Source organism: Pseudomonas sp. MH10 (assembly GCF_034353045.1).
Classification (GTDB): domain Bacteria; phylum Pseudomonadota; class Gammaproteobacteria; order Pseudomonadales; family Pseudomonadaceae; genus Aquipseudomonas.
The window spans coordinates 1580001-1606271 of the sequence record NZ_CP133783.1; the positions used below are offsets into that span (position 1 = coordinate 1580001).

24 protein-coding genes, 1 tRNA gene, 1 rRNA gene and 3 pseudogenes (1 of these 29 cut by a window edge) are annotated in these 26271 nt (G+C 57.9%); 6 read left to right on the top strand and 23 right to left on the bottom strand.

Annotated elements, in window-relative coordinates; translation table 11 throughout:
- Positions 1-361: ribosomal RNA gene (locus tag RHM59_RS07030) — 16S ribosomal RNA — on the bottom strand (it extends 1178 nt beyond the left edge of the window).
- 499 nt (positions 362-860) lie between these two features.
- Positions 861-3797, bottom strand: a complete 2937-nt coding sequence (locus tag RHM59_RS07035; protein WP_322183968.1) for an EAL domain-containing protein — start codon at positions 3795-3797, stop codon at positions 861-863.
- Positions 3798-4069: 272 nt separating this feature from the next.
- Here RHM59_RS07035 and RHM59_RS07040 point away from each other — a divergent pair, with 272 nt between their 5' ends.
- Entirely contained in the window at positions 4070-5017 is a 948-nt protein-coding gene (locus RHM59_RS07040) for a LysR family transcriptional regulator (RefSeq protein ID WP_322169053.1), read from the top strand.
- A 70-nt stretch (positions 5018-5087) separates the two neighbouring features.
- Here RHM59_RS07040 and RHM59_RS07045 read toward each other — a convergent pair whose 3' ends face one another.
- The 4 genes from RHM59_RS07045 to RHM59_RS07060 form a co-directional block, all read right to left on the bottom strand.
- Positions 5088-6668, bottom strand: coding sequence for an aldehyde dehydrogenase (NADP(+)) (locus RHM59_RS07045; RefSeq protein ID WP_322286273.1), 1581 nt, complete (start codon positions 6666-6668; stop codon positions 5088-5090).
- Between the two features lie 26 nt (positions 6669-6694).
- Positions 6695-8353 (bottom strand): thiamine pyrophosphate-binding protein, encoded by a 1659-nt coding sequence (locus RHM59_RS07050; RefSeq protein ID WP_322169047.1) that lies wholly within the window; start codon positions 8351-8353, stop codon positions 6695-6697.
- The gene (locus RHM59_RS07055) at positions 8346-9587 is read right to left on the bottom strand and encodes an MFS transporter (protein ID WP_322169044.1); all 1242 of its coding nucleotides are present in this window, start codon (positions 9585-9587) and stop codon (positions 8346-8348) included. Before RHM59_RS07055 ends, RHM59_RS07050 begins: the two co-directional genes overlap by 8 nt.
- An 838-nt stretch (positions 9588-10425) precedes the next feature.
- Positions 10426-11514 (bottom strand): SDR family oxidoreductase, encoded by a 1089-nt coding sequence (locus RHM59_RS07060; RefSeq protein WP_322286274.1) that lies wholly within the window; start codon positions 11512-11514, stop codon positions 10426-10428.
- A gap of 294 nt (positions 11515-11808) precedes the next feature.
- Here RHM59_RS07060 and RHM59_RS07065 point away from each other — a divergent pair, with 294 nt between their 5' ends.
- Positions 11809-12564: an SDR family oxidoreductase gene (locus RHM59_RS07065; RefSeq protein ID WP_322286275.1), complete on the top strand. Its 756-nt coding sequence runs from the start codon at positions 11809-11811 to the stop codon at positions 12562-12564.
- Between the two features lie 184 nt (positions 12565-12748).
- On the opposite strand, the gene RHM59_RS07070 is transcribed toward RHM59_RS07065, so the two are convergent.
- Positions 12749-13012, bottom strand: a complete 264-nt coding sequence (locus RHM59_RS07070) for a hypothetical protein (RefSeq protein ID WP_322286276.1) — start codon at positions 13010-13012, stop codon at positions 12749-12751.
- Between RHM59_RS07070 and RHM59_RS07075 the strand changes: the two are divergent.
- A pseudogene (locus tag RHM59_RS07075) lies at positions 12932-13528 on the top strand (SDR family NAD(P)-dependent oxidoreductase). The gene RHM59_RS07070 and the pseudogene RHM59_RS07075 overlap by 81 nt on opposite strands.
- A gap of 12 nt (positions 13529-13540) precedes the next feature.
- Here the strand turns inward: RHM59_RS07075 and RHM59_RS07080 are convergent.
- The gene (locus RHM59_RS07080) at positions 13541-14428 is read right to left on the bottom strand and encodes a LysR family transcriptional regulator (RefSeq protein ID WP_322286277.1); all 888 of its coding nucleotides are present in this window, start codon (positions 14426-14428) and stop codon (positions 13541-13543) included.
- Positions 14421-15344: a LysR family transcriptional regulator gene (locus tag RHM59_RS07085; RefSeq protein WP_322286278.1), complete on the bottom strand. Its 924-nt coding sequence runs from the start codon at positions 15342-15344 to the stop codon at positions 14421-14423. Before RHM59_RS07085 ends, RHM59_RS07080 begins: the two co-directional genes overlap by 8 nt.
- A 94-nt stretch (positions 15345-15438) precedes the next feature.
- Here RHM59_RS07085 and RHM59_RS07090 point away from each other — a divergent pair, with 94 nt between their 5' ends.
- Positions 15439-16101, top strand: a complete 663-nt coding sequence (locus tag RHM59_RS07090; RefSeq protein WP_322286279.1) for a peroxiredoxin-like family protein — start codon at positions 15439-15441, stop codon at positions 16099-16101.
- A 43-nt stretch (positions 16102-16144) separates the two neighbouring features.
- Positions 16145-16495: a hypothetical protein gene (locus RHM59_RS07095; RefSeq protein ID WP_322286280.1), complete on the top strand. Its 351-nt coding sequence runs from the start codon at positions 16145-16147 to the stop codon at positions 16493-16495.
- A 58-nt stretch (positions 16496-16553) separates the two neighbouring features.
- On the opposite strand, the gene RHM59_RS07100 is transcribed toward RHM59_RS07095, so the two are convergent.
- The gene (locus tag RHM59_RS07100; protein WP_322286281.1) at positions 16554-16679 is read right to left on the bottom strand and encodes a hypothetical protein; all 126 of its coding nucleotides are present in this window, start codon (positions 16677-16679) and stop codon (positions 16554-16556) included.
- 383 nt (positions 16680-17062) lie between these two features.
- On the opposite strand from RHM59_RS07100, the gene RHM59_RS25390 reads away from it, so the two are divergent.
- Positions 17063-17182: a DUF1993 family protein gene (locus RHM59_RS25390; RefSeq protein ID WP_369124940.1), complete on the top strand. Its 120-nt coding sequence runs from the start codon at positions 17063-17065 to the stop codon at positions 17180-17182.
- Positions 17183-17299: 117 nt separating this feature from the next.
- On the opposite strand, the pseudogene RHM59_RS25395 reads toward RHM59_RS25390, so the two are convergent.
- From RHM59_RS25395 to phnG, 13 genes and pseudogenes are all read right to left on the bottom strand, one after another.
- Positions 17300-17617, bottom strand: a pseudogene (locus RHM59_RS25395) (DnaB-like helicase C-terminal domain-containing protein); the annotation flags it as partial.
- 60 nt (positions 17618-17677) lie between these two features.
- A pseudogene (locus RHM59_RS25400) lies at positions 17678-18319 on the bottom strand (AAA family ATPase); the annotation flags it as partial.
- A 192-nt stretch (positions 18320-18511) separates the two neighbouring features.
- A tRNA-Asn gene (locus RHM59_RS07120) sits at positions 18512-18587 on the bottom strand.
- A 64-nt stretch (positions 18588-18651) separates the two neighbouring features.
- On the bottom strand, positions 18652-19068 hold the full coding sequence (locus RHM59_RS07125; RefSeq protein WP_322169007.1) for an SRPBCC family protein: 417 nt from the start codon (positions 19066-19068) through the stop codon (positions 18652-18654).
- Positions 19069-19212: 144 nt separating this feature from the next.
- The gene (gene phnP, locus RHM59_RS07130; protein ID WP_322169004.1) at positions 19213-19962 is read right to left on the bottom strand and encodes a phosphonate metabolism protein PhnP; all 750 of its coding nucleotides are present in this window, start codon (positions 19960-19962) and stop codon (positions 19213-19215) included.
- On the bottom strand, positions 19953-20522 hold the full coding sequence (gene phnN, locus RHM59_RS07135) for a phosphonate metabolism protein/1,5-bisphosphokinase (PRPP-forming) PhnN (protein WP_322169001.1): 570 nt from the start codon (positions 20520-20522) through the stop codon (positions 19953-19955). The genes phnP and phnN overlap by 10 nt, the downstream gene beginning before the upstream one ends.
- Positions 20522-21667: an alpha-D-ribose 1-methylphosphonate 5-triphosphate diphosphatase gene (locus RHM59_RS07140; RefSeq protein ID WP_322286282.1), complete on the bottom strand. Its 1146-nt coding sequence runs from the start codon at positions 21665-21667 to the stop codon at positions 20522-20524. The genes phnN and RHM59_RS07140 overlap by 1 nt, the downstream gene beginning before the upstream one ends.
- Positions 21661-22377, bottom strand: a complete 717-nt coding sequence (phnL, locus tag RHM59_RS07145) for a phosphonate C-P lyase system protein PhnL (RefSeq protein ID WP_322286283.1) — start codon at positions 22375-22377, stop codon at positions 21661-21663. Before phnL ends, RHM59_RS07140 begins: the two co-directional genes overlap by 7 nt.
- Before the next feature lie 55 nt (positions 22378-22432).
- Positions 22433-23251, bottom strand: a complete 819-nt coding sequence (gene phnK / locus RHM59_RS07150) for a phosphonate C-P lyase system protein PhnK (protein ID WP_322168995.1) — start codon at positions 23249-23251, stop codon at positions 22433-22435.
- Complete coding sequence (locus RHM59_RS07155) at positions 23248-24126, bottom strand: alpha-D-ribose 1-methylphosphonate 5-phosphate C-P-lyase PhnJ (protein ID WP_416195059.1); 879 nt, start codon at positions 24124-24126, stop codon at positions 23248-23250. Before RHM59_RS07155 ends, phnK begins: the two co-directional genes overlap by 4 nt.
- Positions 24123-25199, bottom strand: a complete 1077-nt coding sequence (locus RHM59_RS07160) for a carbon-phosphorus lyase complex subunit PhnI (RefSeq protein WP_322286284.1) — start codon at positions 25197-25199, stop codon at positions 24123-24125. Before RHM59_RS07160 ends, RHM59_RS07155 begins: the two co-directional genes overlap by 4 nt.
- Positions 25199-25810, bottom strand: coding sequence for a phosphonate C-P lyase system protein PhnH (gene phnH / locus RHM59_RS07165; protein WP_322286285.1), 612 nt, complete (start codon positions 25808-25810; stop codon positions 25199-25201). Before phnH ends, RHM59_RS07160 begins: the two co-directional genes overlap by 1 nt.
- Complete coding sequence (phnG, locus tag RHM59_RS07170; protein WP_322170861.1) at positions 25810-26265, bottom strand: phosphonate C-P lyase system protein PhnG; 456 nt, start codon at positions 26263-26265, stop codon at positions 25810-25812. Before phnG ends, phnH begins: the two co-directional genes overlap by 1 nt.
- Positions 26266-26271: the final 6 nt, after the last annotated feature.

Genomic DNA, 26271 nt, shown 5'->3' on the forward strand with positions numbered 1-26271 from the left:
ATTCCCCACTGCTGCCTCCCGTAGGAGTCTGGACCGTGTCTCAGTTCCAGTGTGACTGATCATCCTCTCAGACCAGTTACGGATCGTCGCCTTGGTGAGCCATTACCTCACCAACTAGCTAATCCGACCTAGGCTCATCTGATAGCGCAAGGCCCGAAGGTCCCCTGCTTTCTCCCGTAGGACGTATGCGGTATTAGCGTCCGTTTCCGAACGTTATCCCCCACTACCAGGCAGATTCCTAGGTATTACTCACCCGTCCGCCGCTCGCCACCAGGTACAAGTACCCGTGCTGCCGCTCGACTTGCATGTGTTAGGCCTGCCGCCAGCGTTCAATCTGAGCCATGATCAAACTCTTCAGTTCAAACATCTTTGGGTTTTTAAAAAACCCTAAATTTAGCTCAGCAATCGTTGGTTATTCTTTGATTTCTCGCGGAGTAACTGGTGACTGCTGATAATCAGTTGACTTCAGTCTTACGGCACAAGCACCCACACGAATTGCTTGATTCAATTGTTAAAGAGCGGTGGGTTGATTCTTTCGTCTCAACCGAGGCGCGCATTCTACAGCAGCGCCCGTTACTGTCAAGCGGTTATTTCAAACACGTTTCAAAGTTTCCTTTGCAACTTCAACCACTTGCGCTTCGATCAACTTCGCGTCTCTCGTCAGCGGGAGGCGAATTCTACAGCGTTTCAACTCGCTGTCAACTGCCTTTTTTCACCGCTTCCGATCACCGCGACCGAAGGCTCTTCCTCGCTGACAAATCTGGCTAACTCATTGATTACCAAGGAGTTTCCGTTTCATCTGCTCCGGAAGAGGTGCGAATTATAGGCCCAGGAAAAGTTACGTCAATAGCTAATTTCAACTATCTGTCATTGATGCCATAACCCGGCATCGCCAAACGCCAAGTTTGAGGTACATCGGCCGGTGCGATCAGCTTTTCCAGCGCCATGGGTTTTGCGAAGTAGTAACCCTGGGCCTGGCTGGCGCCCATTTCACGCAGCAAGTTGAGGGTCGCCTCATCTTCCACTCCTTCGGCCACCACAGAGAGATCAAGCGACTCGGCCATCCGCACGATGGCGCGAACGATAGCTCGGCTGCGAGGACTGGCGGTCAGTTCCAGGATGAAGGATTTGTCTATTTTCAGTCCGCTGAAACGGTACTGGTGCACGTAGCTCAACGATGAAAATCCCGCGCCGAAATCATCGAGTACCACCGACATCCCTTGGTCGGCCAGCTGCTGCATGGTCTGCCGCGCAATAGCCGGCTCAGCCACTAACGCACCCTCAGTCAGCTCCAGACAAATCCGCGATGGCGCCACGCCGTGCCGTGCCAGCAACGACAGCACTTCGCCGGCAAACTCGGGTCGAGTCATGCTGTAGCTGGAACAGTTCACATGCACCGGCGGCCAATTGCAGTGCTCAGGCTGCGCAAGAATCAGCGCGATGCTGTTGAGCATGTAAAGGTCAAGCCGGCCAATCAGGCGCAGGCCTTCGACATCCGGCAAGAACTCTCCCGGCGCGACCACCCGACCGTCCGCCTGATGCCAGCGAATGAGGGCTTCCAGCGCCACCAGTTCTCCGGTTTCCACGCTGACGATGGGCTGAAAGTACGGCAGCAATTCGTCGCTGCGCTTGAGCGCGTTGCGCAACGCCCCTTCGCGCTCGACCTGGTCTGACACCTCACGCCGCACTTCTTGATTAAATACTGCATAGCTGTCGCGGCCACCGCTTTTGACCCGGTACATCGCCATGTCGGCGTCGCGCAATAAGTCGGCCGGCTCGTGGTGAAACTGAACGTCGGCGCTGACGATGCCAATGCTGCACGAGGAAAACACTTCATGCCCGGTGATGAAAAACGGTAAGTCAAACGCAGCCAGAATGCGCTCGGCAATGTCGATCACCACTTCAAGCGGCGCTTCGGGCGCCATCACTGCAAATTCATCGCCACCCAGTCGAGCCAGCAGGTCGGATTCGCGTAAACAGCTGCGCAGACGATAAGCGGCCTCACACAGCAGCAGGTCACCAAAATGGTGGCCCAGGCTGTCGTTGACGACTTTGAAACGATCCAAGTCGATGAACATCACCGCCAAGGGCCGGCCATTGTGGCAAAAGCGTGCCCAGGCAGCGTCCAGGCTTTGCTGCAAGTAGGTGCGATTCGGCAGGCCGGTCAAGGCGTCGTGTGAGTTTTCATGCTGCAACTTAGCGTTCGCATCGTCGAGCTCACGGGTGCGATCCTGAACCCGCGCTTCCAGTTTGAGATTGGCTGCGTGAATCGCGTCAGCGGCACCGCGTCGCGACAAGGCGGTGTCGATGTGTCGCGAGACAAAGGTCAGCAATTCTTGATCACGTAACGAATAGCTGAATTGAGTGCTGTAGCTCTGTACCACCAACACCCCGCGCACCACATGGTTCTCAAACAGAGGAACACCAAGCCATGACTGGGAACGAGCCGCATCGTTAAAGATATCGATTTCACCCACGTCTTTCAGGCGTAATGCTTCTGCGGCATCGATTAGGCAAGGCCGGCGCTGGCGAATCACGTACTCGGTAAATCCTCGCTGACCACGGCGCGCAAACGGGCGACCACCTAGTTGCTCATCGACGTAGTAAGGAAAGGTGACCTCAGAAGTGGCTTCGTCAAATAGCGCGATGTAAAAGTTCTTCGCAAACAGCAAGTCGCCAACGATACCGTGCAGGCTGTGGAACAACTCAGCCATGTCGCCGGGCCGGCTCGACAGCTCAGCAATTTGGAACAACACGTTCTGTAGGTGCTCGGCACGTTCTCTCTCGGCCACCTCCTGACGCAGTGCATCATTGAGCGCCGAGAGCTCCAGCGTCCTGCGCATGACGGTCTCTTCCAGGTCCGCGCGGTGCAGCAGTCGGTCGAGCGCCATCGCTACATGGCGGGCCACCACCAAGAATAACGCTCGATCTTCCGCGCTGTACACGCGGGAAACATCGTAGACCTGCATCGCCAACATGCCGAACACTTCGTCGGAGGCATTTTTAAGCGGTGCACCCATCCAGAACTCAGGACGATCGCCTACGCAAAAAAACCGGCCTTCAGCCTGGGCAGCGCGGATCGCGGCAGCGTCAATCAGCAGCGGCTGACCCGACGTTAAAACCTGCCCAGTCATCGACAGATGCGCGGGATCAAGAAACTCGTAGTTCTCGGCTTCCAGTGCGTCGACATCGATAATATCAACGTAATACGGGTACGAAATTTTGCCCGTGTGCGGATCGTAAAGCGCGAGGTAGAAGTTTTCGGCGTCGACCAGCGTGGCAAGAAGCTGGTGAATACCCACCAAAAACACCGAGCGGTCGCGGGTAGAGCTGGCCAGGTAGGTGATTTCATACAGAACGCGCTGAGTGATCTGAGCACGCGCGAGGGTGTCCGTTTGCACCTGACGCCCCAAGCGCATGGCGAATTCAGCAAGTGCCGACTCGTCAGCCTCGTCCAGCGGCGCCAATAGCCAACCCAACACGCTTTCGCCGGTCCCGGTAGGCCAGCGGTGCAGTCGCCATGTCTCACAGAAAGCGTCGAACGCTTCGTTGGCAATAATCGATGGCCAATGCCCCCGTGCATCGCCCTGCCCCATGAGATGCAACTGCTCACCAGCCCGGTAAACAACCCAAGCCGTGGTATGAGGCCATGTGCGCGCAGCATCCAATAAATGCTTGATCGAATTCTCACTGCCAGCCGCTGTCATCCCGACGCCCGGCTTGCCTATCGATTGAGGTGTGACGGTGTCACTCATGTTCGGTTGCTGCGGGGCGTCAATCACGGGACGAATACTCATCAGCGCTCCATGCCAGAAACTGGCGGTACTCATCTTAGTGACGACAAGCGAGTTGCCAGTGAACGTGTCATTTAAAGCTTATCGCTATTTTTTTCAATAGTTTTATACCCTTTAGTGCGATATGCCGTCGACGCTTAATCATTTAACCGGTGTTAACGCTAAGACGTCGTCGCATGACTGAATCTTCCAGCGTCGGCGGTATGATGCGCGCGCCCCCCCGGTACACGCCTGCCACTTGCGTGCGCCTCAACCGTCTTACCTCAGGAGCCCCCATGAATTCGGATGATCTTGGCCTGTTTGCGCACGTTGCCAGTATCGGTAGCATTTCCCGCGCAGCGATGGAGATGGGCGCGGATCAATCCACTGTCAGTCGGCGGGTCGGTTTGCTGGAGTCGGAGTTGGGCGTGAGGTTGTTTCATCGCAGCGGACGCGGCGTCAGCTTGACCGAGCGCGGCCAACAACTGTTGGTGTACGCCAACGCCGTGGCGCAGACCCTCAACGAAGCGCAACAGGGCATGCGCGACAGTGCCGATCTAGGCCCGGCGCGGTTGTGCATTGCCGCACAGCCGACCATCGCACGCATCTTGTTTGGCAGCCTCGGCCACGCACTGAAAGAGCGCTATCCGCTGACCCAAGTGCGGTTTATCGAAGGCTTGGCGAGCCAGGTTTTAGGGCGGTTAAGCGATGGTGAAGTAGACATCGCTATTCTGTATCTGCCCGAACATCCCGGAGCGTTGCAGTTCGATGTGTTGCTGAGTGAAGAAATCCACCTGATTACGCCGATTGACTATCCGTTGCAGGGTGACGCTATTTCAGTGCGGGATCTAGGCGACATTCCGTTGATTCTGCCCAGCACTCACCATGGCTTGCGGGTGATGGTGGAAACCCTGGCGGCACGATATGGGTTTTCGCCCAACATCGCGCTGGAGTGCGACGGCTCAATCTCAATCACCAAGCGCTTGGTGCTGGCGAATTGTGGCTGCACCGTGCTGCCCTCAGCGGCCGTGATCGAAGAAGTCGCGGCGGGCAGATTGAAAAGTTTTCGGCTTGAAAACCCTGAAATACGGCGCAACGTTGCCATCGTCTGGCCGAAAAACCGTGTCAGCCCGGATGGGCTGTGGGCCGTGACCCAGATTATTCGTCAACGCACGGCAGAGCTGGTCCGCCGTGGAGAGTGGCCGGATGCGGTGCTGCATGTGGCGGGTGATGCAACTTCGTGAACGGTAGGAGCGAACGTGTGGCGAAGCGGCTGGGCCGGGTATCAAGCCAGCTGCCCCCAAGTCGCAGCGCTTAGCCTTTAACCAACTCACCATCACGCAAACGCCACAGCGCCAACGGATTAGCGTCTTTCAAGGACGGTGCCAACAGTTGGTCAGGGACATTCTGATAGCACACCGGGCGCAAGAAACGCTCAATGGCGGCAGCACCCACGGAGGTCGTGCGATTGTCGGAGGTGGCTGGGAATGGACCACCATGCACCATCGCGTAACTCACCTCGACACCGGTGGGAAAATCGTTGAACAGAATGCGTCCCGATTTACGCTCCAGTGTCGGCATTAACTCCGCAGCGTGAGCATAGTCGGCCTCATCCAATTGCAACGTAGCCGTCAATTGACCGGCCAAACGCGAAGCGACCTTGCGCATATCAGCGAAATCGCGGCAGACAATCAGCAGCGCACTGGGGCCAAAGTTTTCGTCTTCCAGTGATGGATTGCCCAAGAACGTTTGCGAATCAGTACGAAATACCGCTGGCTGTGCTTCATATAGCCCTTTAGGTGCATGACCTTCAGCCACGGGTTTCACGTCTGCGCTGTCACGCAACCGTTTCAGTCCCTTGCAATAGGCACCGTGGATGCCCGGCGTGAGCATGGTGGTCGGTGCGCGTTCTGCCAGTTCGTTGGCCGCAACCTTCAGGAAGCTTTCCAGCGCGTCACCTTCCACTGCGATCAATAGGCCGGGGTTGGTGCAGAACTGGCCCGCACCCAGCACCAAGGAATCAACGAAGCTTTTCGCGATGGCCGGACCCCGGGCCTGCAACGCCGCCGGCATCAGAAACACCGGGTTAATGCTGCTCATCTCGGCATACACCGGGATCGGCTCCGCACGTGTTTGGGCAGCGCGCAGCAAAGCCAGACCACCTTGACGCGAACCCGTGAAGCCGACCGCCTGGATCGCCGGATGACTGACCAAGGCATGGCCGATGTCATTGCCGGTGCCCAGCACCATTGAGAAAACACCTTCTGGCATCCCGGTGCTGTGCGCCGCTTTTTGGATCACCCGAGCAACCAACTCCGAGGTGCCCAAATGCGCGTTGTGCGCCTTGACCACCACCGGTGAACCCGCCGCCAATGCCGACGCGGTATCGCCACCGGCAACCGAGAACGCCAACGGGAAGTTGCTGGAACCAAACACCGCCACCGGGCCCACCGAAATTCGACGTTGACGCAGGTCCGCTCGCGGCAGCGGCGTACGCTGCGGCAGGGCACTGTCGATGACCGCCCCGTGCCAGCGACCGTCGCGCAGCAGCGTGGCGAACAAGCGCAATTGAGTCACGGTGCGCATCCGCTCACCTTCGAGACGCGGCTTGGGCAAACCGCTTTCCAAGTGCGCACGCTCGGTCAAAGTGTCACCCAGATCGATCAGGCCTTGGGCGATGGCGTCGAGGAACGTGGCGCGCTTTTCGTCAGGCATCTGTCGATAAACATCGAACGCCGACTCGGCCAATTCGCACGCTTGCTCAATATCGAGAGTCTGGGCCGCGCCGAACGCAGGTTCCAGTTGTTCGCCAGTAACCGCTGCGAGTGCAAAAACGTCGTCGCCCTGCCCCTTCACGGCACGCTGGCCGATGATCATTTCACCTGAGATCTGCATGATGGGTCCTTGATAGAGAAAGCTGTTCAGTCCAGACGCGCCTGTGGCGAAATCTGCCGTGGGTCCGTTCGTAACTCAATCAATGCGGGAACGCCAGCCTGTTGCGCGCGCTGGAAAGCAGCGGGGAAATCCTCGGTTCGTTCAACCAATTCACCGTGAGCGCCGAAGGCTTTGGCAAAGCTGACGAAGTCCGGGTTGACCAGATCGGTAGCTGACACCCGGCCGGGGTATTCGCGTTCCTGGTGCATACGGATGGTCCCCAGCATACCGTTGTTAACCACAATGACCACCAGTGGCGCGCCGAATTGCACGGCTGTGGCCAATTCCTGAGGGTACATCATAAAGCAGCCGTCCCCCGCGAAGCAGACGACCGCGCGCTCGGGGCGTTGCAGTTTGGCGGCAATCGCAGCCGGAAAACCGTAGCCCATGGCGCCATTGGTCGGTGCCAGTTCAGTACCCGGATGACGATAACGGTAAAAACGGTGAACCCATACGGTATAGTTGCCCGCACCGTTGCTGATGACTGCGTCGTCCGGCAACACGTCGTTAAGGTGCGCGACCACTTGGCCCATGTCCACGCCGACGAGTTCAGGGTGGGGTGGCAGCGGTGTTGAGTGTTGCACATAATCCGCCCGCGCCCCTTCGGTCCAGGCCTTCCATGGCTGTTCAACTAATGGAGCCATCCGTTCCAAGGCATGGGCGAAACTGCGCAGAGAAGACACAATCGGCAAACGCGCCTGATACACCCGACCCACCTCTTGCGGATCAGGGTGAACATGCACAATGGGCTGAGTCGGCACCGGGCTTTTCACCAATGTATAGCCGTTGGACACCGTTTCGCTAAGCCGCGAGCCAATCACCAGCAACAGGTCGCTGGTCTTCAAACGCTCAGCCAGCTTGGGCGATACCCCCAGACCGAGCATGCCAACGTAATGCGGGTCACGGTTATCGAACAGATCCTGCCGCCGAAACGACGCCGCGACTGGCAAGTTATTTGCCGTTACAAAATGTGTGATCGCCTGGCGTGCAGCAGCGTCCCACGCGGTACCGCCGAGTATCACTAAGGGTTGCTTGGCACCGGCTAATAACGCACGCATCTCGTCCAGCGCTGCTGGGCTGGGTGCCGCATGGGCAATCCGCACGGGCAGCGCGTCAACACAGACGCCGGTGCCGAACAACACTTCTTCCGGCAAGCCAATCACCACCGGTCCCGGACGTCCGGAAAGCGCAATGCTGAAGGCTTTGGCGATGATTTCGGGAATGCGCTCCAGGCTGTCAATCTCAGTGACCCATTTCGCCAGACCGCCGAACATCTGCCGATAATCGACTTCCTGAAACGCTTCACGGCCCTTGAAGCTGCTCTCGACCTGACCGATGAACAAAATCATCGGTGTCGAATCCTGCTTGGCCGTGTGTACGCCATTACTGGCATGGGTTGCGCCGGGACCGCGGGTGACGAAGCAGATTCCCGGTTGGCCGGTCAACTTGCCGTAGGCGTCAGCCATGTTCGAGGCCGCGCCTTCGTGGCGGGTGACGATGGTACGAATCGCCTCGGCGCCGTGCAGGGCATCAAGCACCGGCAAATAACTTTCACCAGGGACGCAATAAACGGTGTCGACCGCGTTACGCAACAAGGCCTCAACGAGGATTTGCCCGCCGTTACGGGGTTGAGTGACTTCAGACATGGACTTCAAGCTCCTTGTTACGGGTTTCTGGCAAGAACAGCGCGACCGCGAACACCAGCAAGTATGAACAGGCGGCCCAAATGCCGATGGACACAGCGAGGCCGATCGAGCCGCTGGTCATCCCCACACCCGCTGGGACCAACGCACCGATACCCCGGCCGAAGTTGTAGGAAAAACCACCAGCAGTGCCGCGTACTTGAGTGGGAAACAGTTCGGTAAAACAGGCACCCATACCGGAAACAATCCCGGACTGGAACAGACCAAGGGGAAAACCCAGCAGCAACAACACGCTCATTGGCAGATGGAATTGGGTATACGCCAAAACGGTCAAGGTTGCACCGGCAGCGGACAAGGCAAAGGTCTTGCGTCGACCGATACCGTCACTCATGTACGCCATGCCGACGTAACCGCAAAACGAACCGAAAATATTCACCGCCAAGTACAGCGAGGTCATGCTGACCGTTAGCCCTTGGGTTTCACGTAAATAGGTAACCAGCCAAGTCAGGATCGTGTAATTGCCGCCCAACGCACCCGCCGCCATCAGCGAGGCCATGATCGTCATTGGCAAAATCGAGGGTGAAAAAATCAGCGCGAAGGTTTTCAGCGGACTGGTTTTCTCACGGTAGTTGGCAGCGGCCACAAAGGCTTCGGATTCGCTGATATTGCGGCGCATCCACACCACCAACAGCCCCGGCAAAATCCCAAGCAGGAACAGCACGCGCCAGGCATCGGTTTCCGGCAACAGGCTGAACGTGATCCAGTAAGCCAGCGCCGCCAGCGCATAGCCCACCGGCCAACCAGCTTGCACCGAACCGACAGCGCGACCTCGAATGTGCTTGTCCACCACTTCACCGATCAACACCGCACCGGCGGCCCACTCGCCGCCGAATCCCAGGCCCTGCAAACTGCGGGTCAGCAGCAATTGATGGAAAGAATCGGTGAACGCCGACAGCCCGGTGAATACCGAAAACCAAAGGATCGCCAGTTTCAATACCTTGACCCGACCAATGCGGTCGGCAAGCACACCGGCAATCACGCCGCCGATGGCCGAAGAGATCAACGCAGAAGTGCCAATGATCCCGGCTTCGCCTTTGGTCATGCCCCAGACCCCCAACAACGTGGGGATTACAAAGGCGAAGAGTTGAACGTCCATTGCGTCGAGCGCCCATCCAAGGAAACACGCCCAGAAGGTGCGACGCTGGTTAGGCGCCATGCTGTGGTACCAGGACTGCATAGGGTTTTCTCCGTTACGCGACTGCGCTTGTTGTTTTTTATAAGTCAGGAAGACACCGCGCATGCAACGCAGTTGGGTCGAGTATGTGAGAAAGCATGCCTGCGCCGAAGGGCGTGGGGTGCATAGCAGCTAGGGTGGGATTGCGGGGGCTCGGCTTTTTAAAGCGGATCTCAACACTCTGTAAGAGGGGCCTCCACGTCTTCGACGCGGTGCTGTCGCGCTACCCCGGTGAAGGGCAGCAGGTGCACTGAAAAACCCCAATCATCCGACACTACGGGCGTTGGCAACAGGAGGGCAACTGTCACTCAAGTTTGGAGGCGACAGATCGCTCAAAAGGCTTGGGATGAGTACAACAGCACCGGCAAGATGACTAATTTCTTTACCGAGGTACTCGACCATTACAACGCTTTACCAACCATCGAGCAAGCTCAGTACCCTGAAAACTAAAATCCGAACTACTGCAGAAAATCAGCGGCGACGGTAACTACAAAATAAGCCAGGCAACAGGGACAACCATTACCCGTTACTTCAGCAAATCATATACTCAAATCAAAAGAGAGTATTTTAGTTATGAAGATATAGCATTTAGAAGAACCGGGTTACACGGGAAATGTTGTTGCTATACAGGCTTGGCAGGAATAATAAATGTCCCGCCAGTAATAGGTCGACTGCCGCCGGTGGGGACGGGCAGAAACCGGCCATGAGCAGCCGGTCGCGAGCGGCTCCGAAACGCGACTGCATTACCTCTGAACATTCTCAGATCCGGGCCATAGGCCTTTTTCACGCGGCTTACAACCCGGTAACCCTGTTCCAGCCGAGGCACGCTCGGATCTTTCCTTCAGGGCACAATTCTGGAAGTACGAAGCCTGGCAACCTGGATCTTCAAGCTGTCATGCGAATCGATGCAGTAGTGAAACCCAGCTTGCCTGATCTTAATGGTGCTTTGGAGCATGTCGAAATTGATATTCAACACGGCATCCAGAAACGGCCATGCCGCTACATCGGTCCACGGTGTATCTCTGAGGCCATACTTCGCGACGATCCTTTGCCAGACCGGCGCCTTGTCTGCCATTTGCTCTGACAAAGACATCGGCTGCGGTTCGGCCACTGGCATGTCGAATAAATGCCCCAGCTCGGGCCACATTTGTCGCCAGCGAAATTGGTCACCATTGATTACGTTGAAGACTTCCCCATTTGCTGAGTCTGCCGACAGTGCCCAGAGCGTCGCGCGCCCAAGAATGCCAGCATCAGTCGCTTGTGCGAGGGCATTCCAGGCTACGTGATTGCCCGGGAACCGAAGCGGCACCTGAAGCTCCCGGCAAATCGCCGCGTAGACACTCAACCCATTGATCAGATTCATCGGCGAACCAAGGCTTGGCCCGAAGATTCCGTCTGGACGTAATACTGTCCAAGGGACGCTGTGGGTAAAGCCCCAGTCCTTCAGAAAGTCTTCCTGATCGTAATAAAACATCGGCCCGAGGATTCGCGGATCACTCTCCTTGGCGGGTGTTTTGTAAGGGCCTAAATGCGGCCCGTACGCTTTGCCGCCGCCGAACAGTACGACGTGTTGCAGTTTTGCGCCGCGTGCAACGAGTGCGTCCAGGGCATTTGCCAGCATTGCCACATTGGGCTCGATCGCAGCGGCATTGCTGCCGCGCTCGACATAGGCGCAATACACCACGTCTGTCACATCGGTCAGCCCGGCGAAGGCATCTTCAATCGACGACTTATCCAGCAGGTCGACGCTGATGTGCTGCGGTGCCTCACGGCCATCGAGCAGGTGTATAGGTGCAGCCCGGCGACTCGCGGTGACGACTGGCCAAGACTCGGCAAGCGCCGCATCGACGACGGCTGTCCCCGATACACCATAGCCTCCCAAGACCAGCATCTTTCTGTGGGGCGATGTCTTGAGCGATGCATCAATCATTGGAAACTCCGGATAAACGCTACAGTTGATGGCTAAGAGGATGTCAACTCATGCTGATTCATCGGGTGAATGAGGACTACACGACCTGGGCGGACATCTGATATCCGCCTCGCGAATACAGGCGTGGACGCCAACCTGGCTGTAACAAACGCCGTCAGTTGGGCATTCATACGGTGGGCGAATGACTGATAGACAGTTTTGCCCGGTACTCTGGCGATCAGCTTTAAATGATGATCAGTGCACATCGAGACCCTGCGTCGCGGTCCCACTGAACTCAAATTCAAAGGACACACCATGAAGATCCCCCAAGACGTAAAAGTTGCCTTCATCACCGGCGCAAATCGCGGCATCGGCCTGGAAACCGCAAAGCAGCTTGGAAAGCTGGGTTACTACCCGGTCATTGGCGCACGAAGTGAAAGTGCCGGCCACAGCGCGGTGTCGCAACTGAAGGCGGAGGGGATCGATGCTGATGCTCTGGTGTTTGATGTGACTGACGCGAACGACCGACAGAACGCTTTCGATTACTTCGCCCAGAAGGCCGGGCGACTGGATGTACTGATCAATAATGCGGGGGTTCATCTGGAAGGTGAACCCGCCGTACAACATCTGTTCAGTGCCTCGACAGTTCCGGAAAAAGTGCTGCGCGAAACGCTGGAGGCCAACTTCTTTGCCCCGGTCGCCCTGATTCAGAAGCTACTGCCACTGCTACGCGAATCAGCAGGGGGTCGCATTGTCAATCTGTCCAGCATCCTGGGTTCTTTGACGCTAGCGGCGGACCCGACATCTCCAATCTATGAGATGAAATCAGCGGCTTACGACACGTCCAAAACCGCCATAAACGCCTACACCATCCAACTGGCCCACGAGCTGCGTGGCAGCACGATCAAGGTCAACTCTGCGCACCCTGGCTGGGTCCAGACCGCGATGGGTGGCAGTGCTGCGCCAATGAGCATCGAGGACGGCGCAAAAACCAGCGTGGCCCTGGCTACGCTGCCTGCCAATGGTCCGAGTGGTGGCTTCTTCCACATGGGCGCCCCACTCCCGTTCTAACTTGAACTCGCTCGGCGCTGACACATGGGTCGCACATCCCGTCCAGCGCCCGATCACTCTTTCAAGATGGATTTCCCCATGAATTTTGGTTTCATTGGCGCGGGCCCGGCAGAGACCGACGTAGTTTTTCTTGCCATTCCCTGGATGCAAATTGCCAACACGCTGAAAGCCTGGATTGGATCTTCTACAAGCCCACTAACCCATGAGAGTCCGGGCATGAAGAAGCCGTTGGCAGGAAAAATCGCTTTAGTAACGGGTGGGTCTCGCGGTCTGGGGGCGGCAACAGCGAAGGCACTGGCCGAACAGGGTGCAGATCGCCATCAGTTAAGTCGCTGCCGGTGAGCAGGCGCTGGAAGTTGTTGATGCCATAGAAACCCATGGCGTCCGTGGAGCTGCTTCTCAGGTAGATCAAAGCAACTTCACTGCGGCGCAACACCTCATTAATCATGTCGTAGAGCCCTTCGGCCGGATCGACATGCTCATCAGCAACGCCTCTATCGATCAGATGGGAAAAGTAGACGATTCAGAACGAAATACCTGAGCCTTTGATCGTTTCTGGGCCGTCACGCTGACCGGCTTCATGGCCACAGTCCGGACCGCTTCCAGAGTATTGAGTGATCAAGGCCGCATCATCATGATCGGCTCAAACCTCAGCACACGAGTAGGTGTACCCGGTTTGTCGGACCTGGTGGCGGTTAAGGGCGCCATTGACGGCTATTCGCGAGGCGTCGCCCGAGACCTCGCGCAGAGGAACATCACTGCCAACGTGGTGCATGCCGGGTTTATGGAGGCAAACATTAATGCAGGTTCCCGAGAGGCATTGGCACCGATCATCGCCACTCTGTGCTTTCCAAGATTCGGGAAACTGGAAGAGGTGGTTGCGCCGATACTGTTCCTCGCCAGTCCAGCCGCTTCGTACATCACGGGCACTACGCTGGACGTCGACGGTGGGTATAACGCTTAACCTGACCATGCCCTAGAGAGCGGCTATAACCTGCGATAAAAAGGTAGAGAAACGGCGGACTTTCATCGACGGTGCTCTACCCGCCGGATACACCGCATGAGCCTGCACTGTTGCAAGTGACCAATGGGGCAGGACCCGCACGAGCTGCCCTGAGTCGATCTCGGCTTTGCACATCCAAGCCGAACATAGGGTGATTCCGAGACCGGCGCAGGCCCCCGCAATGATTGCGTCGGCAGAGGCCACCCGTATCCGTGGAGAGATCTTCACCACGCTTTGTTCATCCTCACGGTTGAATGTCCAACTGGGGCTCGACGACCCGCCTGGCCCACAGATGCAGTAGTGCTCAGGCAGATCCTGTGGCGATTGCGGACTGCCCATGGCCTCAAGATAGGCAGGGGAAGCGATCAACCATCTCTGTTCGACGCCGAGAATATTTGATCCAAAGGAGGAATCTTCCAGCTTGCCGAAGCGCACGGCCATGTCGGCACCTTCAGCCACCAAGTCATGCATGCTGTCGGAAGTCAAAAGCTCCACCTTGAGTCGAGGGTGTTGCTCCAGGAACTGCTGTAGCACCGGAAGCACGATCCTCACTGCCAATATTGACGGCATTGCCACACGCAGCATTCCGGTGAGACTGTCCAGGCCCATTGCGGTCTGGTCCGCCTCTTCCAAGTCAAACAGGATCTGTCGCGCACTTTGTAAAAAGGCATGACCTGCATCGGTCGGCACCATGCGTCGAGTGCTACGTAACAACAACCGGGTTCCCAGCCGGGTCTCAAGTTCCGAGACGATGCGCGAGACAGAAGGCTGCGACAAACCCAACTCTTTAGCCGCAGCCGAAAAGCTCGCCGTTTCGGCCGCTCTCACAAATACCATCAGCTCTTGGAAGCGATCACTCATTAGGGTGCCGAATTGTTGTGTTAAGCACTGACCCGTCCAGCTCGGCAATCAGGAAATCAGCAAAGGCCCGGGCTGAGGGCTTCGCGGCGCGGCCTGCGGCGAAGACCGCGTTGACGTCGAACGAGCCCATGTCCCACTCCGGCAGAATGCGCACCAGAGTGCCTTCCTCAATCTCCTTGATGCAACCCGCCAAACTCATCGAGACAATTCCCAAACCGGCTACTGCCGCCACTGTGGACACCTCATTTACGGAGACGGACAGCTTGCCGTCCACGCGAACGGAAAAGGCCGTGCCTTCATGCCGGAATGACCAGACATGACCCGCGAGTGATGGCCCGACGATGACCGAGTGCGTGGCCAGTTCGGCGGGCAGCTGAGGCGTTCCGGCGCGGGCTAGATAGCTGGGGGCGGCCGCCACCACGCGAGGTGTCGAGCCGATGCGTTTGGCCAACGCGTTGGAGTCCGGCAAGGGACCAAAGCGTAAAGCCACATCCACTCCTTCAGTCACCAGATCCTGACGCAGGTCATCCATCAGAAGCTCCACTTTCAGCTCCGGATGGCGCTGTAGAAACACCGGGAGCCGTGGCACTACGGCTCGGATTGCGAAGCTCGACGATAACCCCACTCGCAGGATGCCCCTTAACTCGTCTTCCCCTCTGGCGGCTTGCTCGGCCTCGTCAAGCGCGGCGAGGATAGGCTCAAGCCGCGTCATGAAATCTGACCCTGCTTCGGTCAGACTCACAGCGCGCGTAGTCCGGATCAACAGCGCAACGCCCACCTCTTTTTCGAGCTGGGAGATGATGCGCGAGACCGTGGGCTGGGGAATGTTCATTTCACGCCCGGCAGCTGAGAAGCTGCCTTTGCGTGCCACGCGTAGGAACAGTCGCAGGCCAAACAGATGATCATTCATAGTCATAGTGAATAACTGAAACTCAAATAAAGCGTCTACTGGCGGGATATTGCATGGGACATAGTTGGCTCATCCCAAGCCCAACGCAAGGAAATATCCCATGACGCTGCAATCGAAACTCGACGCACTGAAAATCGAATTTGAAACCAAGATGGCGCCGCCGCCTGTGGTTGAAGCACTGCACCGCGCTGTCGCGGAGCTCATTGCCAGCGGCGCTCCCGGCCGAGCGCTGAAAGCAGGTGATGTCGCCCCGGTTTTTTCACTGCCGGACCCGGACGGCAATCTGCTCTCCTCCACTGAACTGCTGCTCAAAGGTCCGCTGGTGTTGACCTTCTACCGTGGCGTCTGGTGCCCGTACTGCAACTTTGATTTGCAGGCGATGGAAGAAGCTCGCCAAGAGATCGAAGGCCTTGGCGCCACGCTTGTTGCGGTGTCGCAACAAACCGCGGCCAACAGCCGCAAATCTCAGCGCGATAACAAGCTCGGTTTCCCGATTCTGGGTGACAAAGGCGGTGACGTAGCTGCTGCGTTCGGCGTGCGCTGGGACGTTCCGGATTACCTGCAACCGATTCACAAAGCGGTTGGCGCCGACATCTCTGTGTTCAACGGTGAAGACAGCTGGACCCTCCCTATGCCTGCACGCTACGTCATTGGTCAGGACGGGATCATTCAGTACGCCGAAGTGAACGCCGATTACACCCAACGCCCTGAACCTTCGCAAGTGTTTCCGACCCTGGAACGCCTGCGCGCCATCTCCAGCTGATCTGCGCCGGTTCATCAATCCCGTCAAACAAGGTGAATTGATCATGAATACCAGCAATCGGGCAGGTCCGGCCTTTCTTTCCGAATTGGCCGAAGAAGTCGTGATCACGGCTTCAATGCTCGCCATGCCCTTGACCGGTCCGAACAAGGCTCGCGAGACCATCATGAACCTCGGTTCAATGTATGCATCCCGCGATGCACCGGTCATGGCGGTGGTGGGCAAAAAGACCTTCGTCCAATACGACGCCACCCTCATGACAGGTGAGGCGATCAACGCTATCACCGTGCTGACGCGCAACGACAGCAATGAGGTGGTGGAAATCAACATCGGCTATTCACCCATGCAGTCGGTAGAAGCACTGGCGAAAAACTACGCCGACGCGTTCGGTCAGTAACCCTTGGCGGTGGCGTAACAGCGCCGCCGGTCTCGCCTGGTGTCGAGGTTCAGATATGTCAGCCTTTTTCGAAACGTTCACGCTCAAGAGCGTGACCTTGCGCAACCGCATAGTGGTGACGCCGATGTGCCAATACTCCGCCGTCGACGGCGTTGCCAATGAATGGCATTGCGTCCTGAGGCATCGATACACCGGAGCTGGTAGAGCAAGCCATCGCCGACCGTCAACTCGACCTGGTGAGTCTGGGTCGCTCAATGCTCAGCAACCGGCACTGGCCGTACCACACCGCCCGCAAACTGGGTGTCGATAAAGCCTCCTGGACGCTGCCTGCGCAGTACGCACATTGGCTGGAACGCTACGCTGTCGGCGCCTGATATCTCAACCGTGAGACTTCTCGCCGAGTTGTCCTCAACCCAATGACGAAGAGATACCGATGGCATTCTCGATGTACGACCTTTCTGTACCGGTGCTGCTGCGCCATCTCAGCATATTGGCTGGCTATCTGGACCTGGCGAGTGGTATGCCGAGGAAAATGGAATCGAGGAAGCCGTTCTGATTCAGGCCCGGCTGGCACCCGACATCATGTCGCTTGCGGGCCAAGTGCAGCGTGCGAGCGACAATGCGAAGGCGGGAATCGGTCGTCTGGCGGGTATTCAATCTCCATCCTTTCCCGATACCGAGCTGTGAAAGCGCGACCACCGGGCAATCAAACTCTTTGGCCAGGGCCCTGAGCCCTGCCGAAATGGCGGGCATTTCCAGGCTGTAGATCTGCACAGACCCCGTCGGGCGCTTCTGCAACACCGCATCGACAAAATTCAGCGCAAGACTGGTTTTACCCATCGAAGGCCGCGCGGCGACGATGATCAAATCAGCGTCCTGAAAGCCTCCGGTTTTTTGGTCCAGATCCGCGAGACCGCTAGGGACACCGGTCACGCCATCGCCGTGATTGAAGTTGAAATCGACCTGCTCCAGCACCTTCATCAGCGCGTCGTTTACATCGACAAAACTGTTGGGCGCACGGCCTTGACCCAGCGCAAAAAGCTTCTGCTCAACGCTTTCCTGCACCTCCAGACTTTTGGCCTGAGCCGACGAGGCGTTTCGCGTGCATTCATGACCGAGCATGATCAATTGACGCAGATGAGCGCGCTCTCGAACGATCTCGGCGTAGGCGCTGATGTTCGCCACCGAGGGAACATTTTTAGCCAGCTCTGCCAGGTAGCCGAGACCGCCCGCCTCTTCCATTTTGGCCAGGGATTCGGACACCGTAACCACGTCGAACGGGGTGGTGGTCTGCGCTAGTTTCTCGACGGCTTTGAAGATCAAGCGGTGTTCGTGCTTGAAAAAATCCTCAGGGTCGATGAGGGCGGCGAGCATGTCCGGGGTGATCGGAGAGATCGCCAGATCGGAACAGAGCAAGGCCATTTCCAGCAGCACCGAGCGCGCACCCTGGGTGTCGATCAGGATCAGGTCGAAGTCGTCAGCGAAGGCCGAGACCAGATTTTTCAGGCGTAAGCGCCCGTCAGCGGCGTGCAGCAGCAGGTTGCTGAGCTGGTTGTAGGGGTCGTTGGAGAGCACCAGTGACAGATTAGGGATGCAGGTCCGGGAAATGATCTGCTCTGACCGGGTATCGTTTTGGGCAATGAGTTGATACGTCCCGCCTGCCGCTTCGTGGTCGATGCGATAAAACGAGGACAACGACGGTTGTGTGTCGAGATCTATCAGGAGGGTGCGGATATTGGCGTCGGCGCAGAACGCGCCCAGGTTTGCGGTCACCGTGGTTTTGCCAGGGCCGCCTTTGGTTGAAACGATTGATGCGATTTTCATGGTGCTTGCCTCTAAATCAAATTGATTAGAGACAGCGCATTGCTCGCACGAAAACCATATTGAATATTCTGTTACGAGATGTATTTCGAGGCGGTTAAGCAGGTTTTTCGGACTTCAGGAACCCAATGATTCAAAAATCATTGGTCACCGGAAACGTCCTACAACACCCCGCTCAACCCCTTGAAAACAATATGGCTCCACGACCTGGACTCGAACCAGGGACCCAATGATTAACAGTCATTTGCTCTACCAACTGAGCTATCGCGGAATGCGTCGTATGTTACTGATTGAAAAGACTAAGTCAAGCTTTTCATGACCTTGCCTCACTGCACTCAAGACGGAAAATTAGACTTAAGCGCCGCCAACCCACCTCGATACACACCGTCGAATAATTCAGCGGCCGCTTCTTCAGTAATGCCGGCACAGGTGAAGGTACCCGACCAGACAATGTTCGTCGAGTGTTTGCCCGGCACTTCGCTGACTTCTACTTTCGCCAGGTAATCGGTCACTGGGAACGGTCCCTGCTCAATGGAGTAAGTGTACGTCCGTGCGGCGTTATCGAATGTCTGGAGTCGCTCGACGATGACGGCGCCGTCGTTGGTTTTCAAGTGACGAACGCGGCCACCCTCGCCCAGCTCACATTCCACGATAAACGGCAGCCAGTCCGGCAGTGAACCGAAGCCACCCATGAGTTGCCACACTTGATCAGCAGTTGCCGACACTTCAATCGTTGCAGATGCCTTAGCCACGGTAGATCTCCAAAACTGAATCGATAATTTAGAACAGCAATGTAAACCAGCCCTTGAACGACTTCATCCATTTCCGTTGCGCCTAGCCGTTGATGGATCATGCCTCTGCATCGCTCAAGACCACGGTTCAGCAGGGCGCGGCGCTCACACCACCATCCCGTCACGCGCGACGATGATGTGCATGGGCAACTGATTTCCGGTCTCCATCAACCACGCATCCAACGTATGGCCGATGTGGGTCAGCACTGCCAATTGCGGTTTCAACTGGGCAATAGATTCCAACGCTAAATTCAGGTCATTGTGGTTACGCGGTGCCTGGGGTTGCGGTGGCAGCGAGCAGTCAAGCACCAGCACGTCCAGGGGCTGACGCTGCAAAAACGCGAGGGTTTCGTCCGGTAAACCCACCGTATCGGTCAGGTAAGCAATGCGCCGCCCCTCACCCTCCAGCAGGTACCCCAAGGTCGGTTTCGAATGCACCAGCGGCATCGCCGTAACGCTCAATGCGCCTAACTGACGAGTTTCGAAGGCACTGAACGGCTGGCTGAAATCCAGAATACCCGGATGTTTGTAAAGGTCGGCCAAGCCTTGCGCATCCACCGGCCCGTGCACCGGAATCACCCAGCCCTGCCCCCAGCGCAACTCCAGCAGCCCTTGCGCATGGTCGGCATGGTAATGGGTTTGCAGAATGCCATTGAAGCTGCGCGGCGGGAAACGCTCGGTCAAGTCAGTCAAACCGGAGTCGATCAACCAACGCTGGCCCCCGCACTCGACCAACGCGCTGCACGGCCGACGGCGCAAGCGTTGATCGGAATGAGCCGCCGCACACGCCGGGCAATCGCAGCCATACACCGGAACCTGCGACACATCAGCGGTGCCCAGCAATGTCAGGCGCATGTGGGGTCTTTGCCGATTAGTGTCAACAAACGTGCGAGGGTGTGTTCGATAGGTCCGGAGTTGTCCAACAGCCACGGCCCGGACGTCTCACTTGCCATGAGCGTTGCAGCGAAATCAGCATTACGCGCCAACCGCGCTTCAATTTCAGGCATTGATTCGCGGCCCCGAGCCAACAATCGGTCACGCAAAATATTTTGGTCCACCGTCAGCAGCAGCGCGAGCAAATCCGGGTAACGTTGGCGCGCTTGAGTCAAGTGCCCACGGGAGCCGTTGATGAGCACGTCTAGCCCTGAATCGAGCCACGCGTCGATCTCACCAGGAATGCCGTAGTGCAACCCATTGGCCTGCCAGCTCAGAGCAAATTCACCCTCAGCTTGCATGGCAATGAACTGTTCGACACTGACGGCCTGCGCCGCCTCGCCCACCGCTTCGGCCGAGCGAGTGATAACACGCCGCACGATCCGGCAGCCCTGAGCGGACAACGGATCGCGCGCAGCATCCAGCAGGCTGTCTTTGCCGGAACCTGAAGGTCCGATGAGATAGATCAACCTGCCTGCCATCAAAACACCCTCTTCGCTTGTCGCCACACCTGTTGAATGACCGGTAACCCGTCCTGATTTTTTGCCTGAATCAGATCCGCACGCAGCCGTACGCGAATCTCGCCGCGATCGTCGAACCCTGCCGAACGAGCCGGTGCGCGGGTGACCATGCCCACCGCTTGCGCCAGCTCGCAGGTGTTGTCTTGCGCGGCCAATAAAAAGGCGGCCTGTAGCAGGCTGGCGGGATAGTAATCGCTGGACAGAATATCCAGTAGTCCTTCTTTAGCAAGGTCTGCCGCCGCCACGTTGCCTGAATGAGAACCGCCGCGCACGATGTTCGGCGCCCCCATCAAGACCCCCATGCCCAGCCGGTGGCTGCCACGTGCCGCTTCCAGTGTGGTGGGGAATTCGGCAATGGTCATGCCGTAACCGGCCGACTCTTCGACATGGGCCATTGTCGCGTCGTCGTGGCTGGCCACTGACAAGCCTCGGGCCAAGCAATCCTCGACGATGGCGCGCCGATAACGGTCGCTGAACTCACGAGAATTGGCCGTCTGGAATACGATGAATTCGTCCATCTGCTCAGGGGTCAGTTGGTACTTACCCATGTAGTACTCGCGGTACTTGGATTCAAGGGCAAATTGGCGCTGACCCGGCGAATGGTCCATCACCGACACTAATTGCACCAGTGGGTGCTCCACCAGATCGCGGAACACGCTCAAGGTGTCCGGGTGGCAGAGTTCGCAGCGCAAATGCAGCCGGTGATCGGCACGGGTCAGGCCCGCCGCGCTGGCGCTGGCAATCGCCTCCAGCATGCCGGGCAATTTCTTCATCCGGTTGCCCTTGGGGTTAACGTCGCCGATGGACAGCGCGTCGAACACCGTGGTGATGCCTGCCGCAATGATTTGCGCGTCGTGGCTCAACACTGCTGAGGTTGATGGCCAATCCACGCCGGGACGCGGGGTCATGTGTTTTTCCAGGTTATCGGTGTGCAGTTCGACCAGACCTGGCAGCAAAAAATCACCGTGCAGGTCCTGCGCCTGGGGCAAGCGGCTGCGGCCTTCATCTACTTCGGCGATCAGGCCATTGCGCAAGACCACGGTGCCGTTGAATACCCGGTCAGCAGTAACGACTTGAGCATTGCTGAGAATCTGTTCGGTCAGCATGGTGAGGCTTCCTTGGTGATCGAAGTGCTGGGGGTCATGTCTAGATGACGGTCAGCCACCGCTTCACGGGCGGCGCGGTCGTGGAATATGCCGATCAGCGCAGCGCCGGCGGCTTTGGCTTCTTGCATCAGTTCCAAGACCACTTGGCGATTGGTGTCGTCCAACGACGCGGTGGGTTCATCCAACAGCATCACCGGCCACTCGACCATGAAACCGCGGGCGATGTTGATCCGCTGCTGCTCACCCCCGGAAAACGTGCCGGGCGCCAGTTGCCACAAGCGTTGCGCAATGTTCAGCCGGGCCAATAAATGCTCCGCTCGGGCCTTGGCTTTTTCCTTCGACCAGCCCCGTGCCAGCGCCGGCTCCATGACCACATCCAGACTGGCAACCCGTGGAATCACCCGCAGAAACTGGCTAACGTAGCCCAAGGTTTGCTGGCGCACGGCCAGAACCTCACGGGGTTGCGCGCCGACCAACTCCAGCCAGTCGCCGGCATGGCGCACACGAATGCTTCCGCCAGCTGGCAGGTAATTGCCATACAACGTGCGCAACAACGTGCTTTTGCCGGCGCCGGATTGCCCGTGCAACACCAGGCAATCACCCGCACTCACCGTAAAACTCAGACCATCAAGCACATTGAGCACCACACCGTTTTGCTGATGCAGCGTGAAAGTTTTCGAGAGGTCGCGGACCTCGATCAACGTGTTCATCAAGCTCACCTCAAAAAGACGGCAGCGACCGAAGATCATCCGGTCGCCAGTTAATTCACGGTTGCAGCACCGACGACACCAGCAGCTGCGAGTAGGGATGCTGCGGGTCATCAAGGATCTGATCGGTCAGCCCCGACTCCACGACCCGGGAACGCCGCATTACCATCAGCCGATCTGCCAGCAGTCGGGCCACGGCCAAATCGTGGGTGACGATCACCACCGCCAAATCCAGCTCACGCACCAGACCGCGCAACAGGTCGAGCAAACGCGCTTGCACCGACACATCGAGGCCGCCAGTCGGCTCATCCATGAACACCAGGCGCGGACCGGAGACCAAATTGCGAGCGATCTGCAGGCGTTGCTGCATACCACCGGAAAAGGTCCGTGGCAGGTCGTCGATGCGCAGCGGATCAATTTCCACTTGGCTCAGCCAGTCAATCCCGGCCGCCCGCAATTCGCTGTAATTGCGCACGCCTTGGGCCATCAGACGCTCGCCAATATTGGCCCCGGCTGAGACGCCCATCCGCAGGCCGTCGCGCGGACTTTGCTCAACGAAACCCCACTCGGTGCGCAACAAGGTACGGCGTTCGGCTTCACTGGCGCTGTAGAGGTCGAACCAGTCGCCTTCCTTGCGGCGATAGGCAATGGCGCCGCTGTCCGGGGGGCTACGACCGCTGAGCAAAGACAATAAAGTCGATTTTCCCGAACCGGACTCGCCGACTATCCCCAGCACTTCACCGGGATACAAATCAAAATCGACGCCTTGGCAGCCCTTCTCAGCGCCGTACAAACGCGTTAAGCCACTGACTTTGAGCAAGGGTTGCGCACGGTCGGTCTGGCGGTCGTGCAGGGGCAATTTTGCTGGAGTGTTCATTGAGCCGCCTCCTGTTCGATGCTGCGCTGGGCGCAATAGTCGGTGTCGGAACAGACGAAGCTTTGGGTGCCTGCGTCATCGAGAATCATTTCATCGAGGAACGACTCTCGGCTGCCGCAAATGGCGCAGCACTCTTCCCATTTCTGGATTTCAAACGGGTGGTCTTCAAAGTCCAGACTCACCACTTTGGTGTACGGCGGCACCGCGTACAGGCGCTTCTCACGGCCAGCGCCAAACAGCATCAGTGCCGGGCTCATGTCGAGTTTCGGGTTGTCGAATTTAGGATTGGGCGACGGGTCCATCACGTAACGGTCATCGACCATCACCGGATAGGCATAGCTGGTAGCGATGTGGCCAAAGGTGGCGATGTCCTCGTAGAGTTTTACGTGCATCACCCCGTAATCGTTCAGCGCATGCATGGTCCGGGTCTCGGTTTCCGACGGCTCGATAAAGCGCAGTGGTTCCGGGTTTGGCACCTGATACACCATGATTTGATCAGCGTGCAGCGGTGTTTCCGGAATTCGGTGACGGGTCTGGATGATCGTCGCTTGGGGCGTGCGCTCGGTGGTGGCGATGCCCGCCGTGCGGGCAAAAAAGCGTCGAATCGACACGGCGTTGGTGGTGTCGTCCGCACCCTGATCGATGACTTTGAGCACGTCGTCCGCACCTAGAATCGCCGCAGTAACTTGCATCCCGCCGGTGCCCCAACCGTAAGGCAGCGGCATTTCGCGGCCACCAAATGGCACCTGATAACCCGGAATCGCCACCGCTTTAAGTAGCCCACGACGGATCATGCGTTTGGTTTGCTCGTCCAGATAAGCAAAGTTGTAAGCCTCGTCCCGCGTGGGGCGGGCCGGCATCTGGTTGCTGCTCATTGCAGATTCTCCTGGGCGGCAGGCTTGCGCAGTTTGCGGATCAGTTCCAGCTCAGACTGGAAATCGACGTAGTGCGGCAGTTTCAGGTGAGAGACGAAACCGGCTGCTTCAACGTTGTCGCAATGGCTAAGCACGAACTCTTCCTGCTGCGCGGGCGACTCGATTTCTTCGTTGAACTCAGCGGCGCGTAACGAGCGGTCCACCAGTGCCATGCCCATAGCCTTGCGCTCGGCTTGGCCAAACGTCAGGCCATAGCCGCGAGTGAATTGCGGCAGTTCAGTGGGCGAACCGACGAACTGGTTGACCATCTCGCACTCGGTGATTTCAATGCTGCCGATGTTGATGGGAAAGCCCAGCTCTTCCGGTTCGATCCAGACCTCAACCTCGCCGATGCGAATCTCTCCGGCGAATGGGTGATTGCGGCCGTAACCGCGCTGCGTGGAATACCCCAGCGCCAACAAGAAACCTTCATCGCCACGGGCCAATGCCTGCAAACGCTGGGCACGGCTGGATGGGAATTCCAAAGGGTTACGCGTGATGTCAGCAATCGTCTCGTCGCTACTGGCTTCATCCTTGACCAAGCCTTCTTTGGCTAGCAAACCCAGCACCCGCGGGCAAGCTTCCAGCCGTGCGCCCGCCTCCACCTGAGGCCCCGGCTGTTCGCCTTCGGCCAATAAAGCAAAGTCGAGCAAGCGATGGGTGTAATCAAAGGTGGGACCGAGCAACTGGCCGCCCGGCACGTCCTTGAAGGTCGCCGATAAACGACGGCTCAGTTGCATGTCCGACGTATCAATCGGCAGGCTGCCGGTAAAGCGCGGCAGCGTGGTCCGATAGGCGCGCAACAGAAAGATTGCTTCAACCAAATCTCCCGCCGCCTGCTTGATCGCTAAGGCCGCCAGTTGCTCGTCATACAGCGAGCCTTCACTCATCACCCGCGCCACGGCCAGAGGCAGCTGCTGACGAATTTGTTCGACGGCCAACTCAGCAATAGAAGTGTCGCCCCGGCGTCTTTTTGCCAAAAGACGATGGGCGTTGTCGATGGCCTGTTCGCCACCTTTGACGGCTACGTACATCAGGCAAACTCCTCGGCCACAGTGTTGGTTTGCGCCACGCTCACCCGAGTGCTGCGCGGCAGGCCGATAACGCTGCTGCCTGCGAGGAAGAACGCGTCCAGTCCACGGGGAAAATCATTGCGGGCGTCGCGCTCGCCCCAGAAGCCGGCAGCCAAGGGCAATGCCACCTGGTTTTCGCTTTGGATACCCGGGCCGCGCCAGGTCAGGTGGGGGCCGCCATCCAACTGGTCCAGCTGAATCAACAGCGTGCAGGACTGGTCCGGGTAACGATCATTGCCCAACTCGAAACCATGCAGGTCACTCAACTCACTGTCGTCGAGCAAGGCAAAGCGCGCCTGCTCACGGGTGCCGACAATCGGGCAGCCGCAGTGAAAGGTCAGGTTGGCGCGAATGATCGGGGTATCAAATGCCGGCGCCAGCCACAACGGCGTGTCCACATCCAGCAGCGCCAGGCACAGCGCGTAACTGGCAGGCGCCAAGCCCTCCAGCGGCGGCGCGTTCATTGGCTGGACAATGCCGGGACCGGCCAGGGCCTTGAGGGCTGCGCGAAAACTGCGCACCGAATCCAGCACCGAGTCGGCGAACGCCGGTTGCAATAGGGTTGCATTCATCAGTCTTCTCCTCGCACCAGGGTGAAGAACTCAACCTTGGTGGCAGCGGTTTCGGCTTCTTTGACGGCGCGGCGCGCGGCATGCGCATGGGCCAGGGGTTCGATCAATTCACTTAACCAACGTAACTGTTGCGAGCCCTGCAAATGCGCATCGGCCAGCGCGGCCAGCTCGGCGTGCAACTTGTCGCGCCCGGCGAGGTAGCTGAAACCGGTGCGGCCATCAGCCAACCGCACAACGCAGCGGGTGACGCTCATCTCGCCGACGTTAAACGGCGCGCCGGTCCCGCCCATGCGGCCACGGACCAACGTCATGCCAATTTCCGGGGCGCGGATCAGTTGGTAGTCGGTGTCGCGTAAAGCGGCTTCGTGATGACTCAAATCGGCAAGCCGGGCGTGAGCCAACACGCTGATCCACTGTTGACGGGCGGTGGTCGCGGCTACAGGAGCGGGATTCATCTTCGA